Genomic DNA, 3954 nt, shown 5'->3' with positions numbered 1-3954 from the left:
GCGTACCCGGACCGAACGGTGCCGACCGCGCACAGGCGACCGAAGGGAGCCAAACGAGCGGCGGTGCGGTCGCGGCGCGGTCGCGCACACCTGGAGGTGAGCGATGAGCGCTCCCGACGAAGGTGGTGCGTCTTGGCCTTCCAAGGAGACTAACTCTGTAACGGCTTCTCTCACCGGATTAGAGGAGGACGCCGATCCCATCGTCGAACGTGTGAGTGAGTTCGCAACTGAGTATCCACACCTCGCCGATCAACCGCTTTCTGAGACGCACGGGCGAAAGCTTCGACGGATTGTCACGGAAGCCGACTGGAGAAAGGAGTTCGTCGATCCTGATCGCCCGCTCGAAGACGCATTCGCTGTTGACAGCCTCCGGAAACGTTCTGCCGGAACGTGGATCGACGCTGTTCACGCCTTCCTCCGGGCGCACCATGAGTACAAAGGGATGCTCGCTCGCTTCAAAGATCGAGAAACTGGCGACGAGTTCGACGTCCCACTCGTTGACGCCTGGGGAAAAGAATACAGCAAGAAGCAGTACGCACGGGCCCGCGCGCTTCAGAGACAGATGTCCGGCGGCAAACGTCCTTCCGGCGGCGAGGCAGTCCCCGCGTGGGTGGATCCAGTAACAGTCATGCTCACCCTGACAGCTTCCTCCGTTCCGGACGGGGAACGGCTTTCTCCTGTCGATCAAATGGACGAGATTCATGACGCGTTCAGCTACGACGGTGTCCGCGACACGCTCCGGAACGTGATGGAGTATCATCTCAACCTTGACCCTGATCAGTGGGGCTACTGGCTCCAGGCAGAACCGCATGGGATGGGTGCCTCCTCAGATCCTGACGAAGAACCAGGTCTCAACGCTTGTTACACGCACATCCACGTCGGTGTCTACTTTGATGGCGGTCGCTTCGATGATCTCCGTCCAATCGCCTCTGAGTTCGAACGAGTGATCGACAAGCATCTCGAAGTCTGCGATCCTGCTGGCTGGTCCGCTCACAATTACGAAACCATCGACGATTACCTCCTCGAGGACGACGGTTGTATCTCGATGAACGCGGACGTGGGAAACCTCGGTTCATATCTCGCCGCGTACATGGGTGGCTACACCGAGGACTTGCTCGACAAGCCGATCGAGTACATCGCATGGGGTGCCGTCTACTGGTCGGCAGCTCGTCGACGGACCTCACGGTCTCAAACCGTGAACCAGGCCATCCGTGCCGATCGGTGTGAACAACGTGCTGAGAACGAGGAGTCCGGACAGGTCGACCCGCACGGAGAACGCGTTCGGTGGGACGACGGTCACGGTGCCGATGTGGTCTGCTCGTGCTGCGGCTCACCGTGGACGATCGATCAGGATCGACTCGACGGTCCGCCCGAACAGGAGTCGGTCCTCGACGACGATCTCTACTGGGCGGCTGATGTAGCGATGTCGTCACCAAAATCGGACACGAATCGGTCGCTCGCCGAACGGTGGCCGAGTGCGGATAGTGCGTGGTCCTACGGTGAATCGCCTCGAAAGGCGTTGATCCGCGATCGCGTCCAGGACTACCTCGAAGTACACGGGAGAGACATCTCCCTCCCGACAATGCTCGCGCACCTCAACATCGACCCCTCCTACAAGGAGTTCGTTGGGGAACTGCTGAACGGCCAGGAACAACCCGATACCGAAGTGGTTGACCGACGTTCGGCCATTCCCGAATTCGGCTACGAGCTGAAGGCGATCGTCGACCGCGACGGGAACGAACACCAACCTGGTGGCGGCGGCGTCGATATGGTATCGCTCGAGCTACCGATCAAGAACATCATTGAAAACACTCGCCTCGGGAACGACCTCGCACAGGGAGAAATATTTCGAGATGCTCGCTCCGAAGTGGCGAGCCATAATCCGAGGATGATCGCTGGTGGTTTCGTCAAGGATGGTATCACGGATCCCGAAGTCGCTGATCGACTGCTGACCGTCGAAGACTATCATATTTCGAATCCCCAGATGCCGAGAGACGAACCACGCCCCTGTATGATTCATCCTGATGAACGACAACTAGATCTGAAGAGGTAGCGCAGGGCGATTCGGTGACGGTCGGTGCGAGCGGCTCGAACCGCCGTCGTCGTTCACACCGTTCCGTACGGTGTTCAGAAGGTGTTGCTCCGAGCTGAGGAATTGACGGTTCTGGGGGGTTAGGTTGTAGCGCGCGAAAAGATTGGTACCGGGCCGAATTAGTTAGCTCTGAATGTCGTTGAAGTTTTCGATCACGACCGTCCGATCAGCGTAGATAGAGTCCGACGGCGTGTGGATCAGGCGGATGCCATCCGTATCCTCGGCATCTGCGACATCATCAACGGCGTAGCTAACCGTAGTAGACTCACCAACGCTGAGTGTACTTTTACCGTCATTAACTTCCGAAAGCGTGCTGGTGTTCAGAGTTTCACTACCGTTACGGACCTGAATATCGAACTCGGACAGGCGGAGTTCATCGCCACCAGTGTGTTCGATAGTGACCGTACCGGCATCATCTGCACTAATATCCAACTGTGCGGTTGGTTGACTGTCACCGAGACTGTCGCCGAGTCCGAGCACGAAGGTCCCGATCACGGCCGCGAGTATCACGGTGATCGCGACCATAAGTATAACCCCTATAACGGGGCTGACGGCCCGTTCACTGTCCTGAAATGCTGTTTTAATGTTCATGATTTCGTTGTGTCGCCAACGAAACTGACACGAAGGTTAACCACGCTCGGGTGCCATCTCGAAGCCCTGTGCCATACAGACCCGAGGTGGTTGGATGACCACCCATCCCGCGGTTGTCTTCGTTTCGTCCGTTGGTATGAATGAAGTTAAGCAGAGCATAGTGATAAACACATCGTCCTAAATCTCTGTTGTGAGAACGGCCCCGGAAGACGTATCTTTCAGCCTGTCAACATGGTGTGTATGGAACCCACGGCGCGTTCGATCGCGCGCACTTACTCCGACCGAGTGTATCCCGATCCGTGGGAGAAGGTCGAGGACTATCAGCGTGTCCAGGCGTACGCCGCCGAGCACCCGAACGCCGGACGAGTGGCTATCGGGAACGCACTCGAGCTACCGCCCTCCCGCGTCCGTGGATGGCTAAACGATGGGAAGCCCGATCCGGTCCGCGGAGTCAACACCGCGAGCGCGAACGGGTGGCTCGATCCCGAGCCTGACAGTGACATGGCCGGCGCGCTCGTTGAGCTGCTCGCACACGTCCTCGCGGGTGGAAGTATCGACGAGTGGTTCGTCCCCGCGATCTCTATCGGTCGCCGGATCGATCGCAAGCAGATCGAGGCAACGTTCGCGGCGGTCGGCGTTGATGTACAAACCCGACACGCAGACAGCGAGAGTCGTTCGACCGAACTGTACCCGGCGACGGACGCCTCGATCCTCGGACGGTGTCTCGTCGCAATGGGTGCTCCGAAAGGTGTGAAGACTGCGCTCGACGCAGTCCCGGCGGTCGTGTGGGGGAGCCCCGATCCTATCCAGCAGCGATTCGTCGAGATATACGTCGCTCATCGTGGCCTACATTTTCAGACGAAGGCGACAACACGTATCCAGGAGCAACGCCCGGTGTCGTATCTTAAAGACCTCCATGACCTGATTGCCAGGTGTGTTGACGGCAACGTGTCGGTCAGTGATGGGGGACTAACTATCTCGGCGGACGCCGCCCGCGAACTCGGTTTGTCGTAACTCGATTGAAGCCACAACTCGCTAGCTTCTCGTCGAGTCACCAAAATAGATCCCTCAGCCCTTTTCATACAATTACTTTCACTAGGGTATCTATCCTGCTTTATCTGTAATCTACCGGACCTAACAGTTGGAGATGTCGACTGAAAGACCGACGCCGCCCGACGGTTTCGAACAGTTCGAGAGTAGTGACCCCGACAGCGACGTGCCGACCGTGGAACTCGAGGCCGGGGAAGTGCTCGAGGGGCTCGTCCTCAATC

General features: G+C 58.1%; 3 protein-coding genes. 2 read left to right on the top strand and 1 reads right to left on the bottom strand.

Annotated features, from left to right (window positions below):
- Positions 1–103 precede the first annotated feature (103 nt).
- Positions 104–2053, top strand: coding sequence for a hypothetical protein (locus OKW78_RS02660; protein WP_281193759.1), 1950 nt, complete (start codon positions 104–106; stop codon positions 2051–2053).
- Positions 2054–2215: 162 nt separating this feature from the next.
- Here the strand turns inward: OKW78_RS02660 and OKW78_RS02655 are convergent, their stop codons facing one another.
- On the bottom strand, positions 2216–2683 hold the full coding sequence (locus OKW78_RS02655) for a type IV pilin N-terminal domain-containing protein (protein WP_281193758.1): 468 nt from the start codon (positions 2681–2683) through the stop codon (positions 2216–2218).
- Between the two features lie 240 nt (positions 2684–2923).
- On the opposite strand from OKW78_RS02655, the gene OKW78_RS02650 reads away from it, so the two are divergent.
- The gene (locus OKW78_RS02650) at positions 2924–3697 is read left to right on the top strand and encodes a hypothetical protein (RefSeq protein WP_281193757.1); all 774 of its coding nucleotides are present in this window, start codon (positions 2924–2926) and stop codon (positions 3695–3697) included.
- Positions 3698–3954: the final 257 nt, after the last annotated feature.

Origin of the sequence: Halorubrum sp. F4 (assembly GCF_027257195.1) — an archaeon.
In the GTDB taxonomy this organism is placed as follows: domain Archaea; phylum Halobacteriota; class Halobacteria; order Halobacteriales; family Haloferacaceae; genus Halorubrum.
Note: the sequence above shows the minus strand (reverse complement) of the source record. Positions and strands in the feature narration are given on the sequence as shown.